Source organism: Moorena sp. SIO4A1 (genome assembly GCF_010672065.1).
Taxonomy (GTDB): Bacteria; Cyanobacteriota; Cyanobacteriia; order Cyanobacteriales; family Coleofasciculaceae; genus Moorena.
On sequence record NZ_JAAHHX010001086.1, the window covers coordinates 1 to 1012 of the forward strand.

General features: G+C 37.2%; 2 protein-coding genes. Both read right to left on the reverse strand.

The window, feature by feature from the left end; genetic code table 11:
* Positions 1 to 243 precede the first annotated feature (243 nt).
* Positions 244 to 525 (reverse strand): type II toxin-antitoxin system mRNA interferase toxin, RelE/StbE family, encoded by a 282-nt coding sequence (locus F6K53_RS45455; RefSeq protein WP_293087808.1) that lies wholly within the window; start codon positions 523 to 525, stop codon positions 244 to 246.
* Positions 522 to 734, reverse strand: coding sequence for a hypothetical protein (locus F6K53_RS45460; RefSeq protein ID WP_293087810.1), 213 nt, complete (start codon positions 732 to 734; stop codon positions 522 to 524). The genes F6K53_RS45455 and F6K53_RS45460 overlap by 4 nt, the downstream gene beginning before the upstream one ends.
* Between the last annotated feature and the right edge of the window lie 278 nt (positions 735 to 1012).

A 1012-nucleotide genomic window follows, 5' to 3' on the forward strand; every position in this document is an offset into this window, starting at 1 on the left:
ACCAAGTAATGACAGTGAAGAATCCTAGCAATGTCCAGCAGGAGAATTTTTCTGGGTGGTTAGTGGCATCTTTAGCCAAGATGAGTTGAGGGTAATCGGTAATTGGTAACTGACCCAATTATTACTTGATTCCATTTTTTGGGGAAACCAGAGGAGGCTTTGAGTGTATAGCAGTTCTCAACTTAGCCCCCTTTGGTTATGGATCAAAACAGACAAACGCTCCACTCAACCTATGGGCTGTCGCTAATAAACTTCATCATGAGTACCAATTGATTCTAAAAGAATTGCTTGTATTTTTTCATGTTCAACAAATTTAAAAATAATTCTTAAGTCATATCCAACACTACAAGCCCAAGAATCTTGAAGATTGCCTTTTAATTTATGGGTTCGTAATCGAGGGTCAAATGGTTCTATACATAATAATTTTAGCGTGTTTTGAAGGTTTTGAGCGGTTTGGGGTTGTTTTTTGACAAGTTTTTTCGCCTCCCGAACAAAGGCACTGGAACGTAGTAATACAAACGTCACGAGAGAATTTCCTCCATCAGCTGTTCAGGAGTAACGGGTTGACATTTTCCTTCGGCAAACTCTTGTTGAGCTTCTTTAACATCTCTAACTCTCTCTGCTCTTCGGCGATCGCGAAGACGATTTATTAAAATACTAATTAGATTTTCTTGATCCTCTAAGGGAAGTTCATTCGCTGCTTCTAATATTTCTGAAAAGGTAGTTTTTGTCATGATGATTTTTATTTTAGGTAAACTTAGTTTTCTTCATTATAGCAATTCTCTATCCCATGAGGTAAGCTTACTTCATAAATACCATAAATACTATAGATTTTTCATCCACCACGATTGACAGTTATAATTTAATCATTAATCATAATATCGGCTTACCACTGCCAGCATTATCTGAAACAGATAAGGAGTGCGATTGTAATGCTTCAAGCTTTACCAACGTTTATAATTGTTGATCAGTTTATTACCCAGTATGTCCTCTGGCGCACTCAGAACACCTC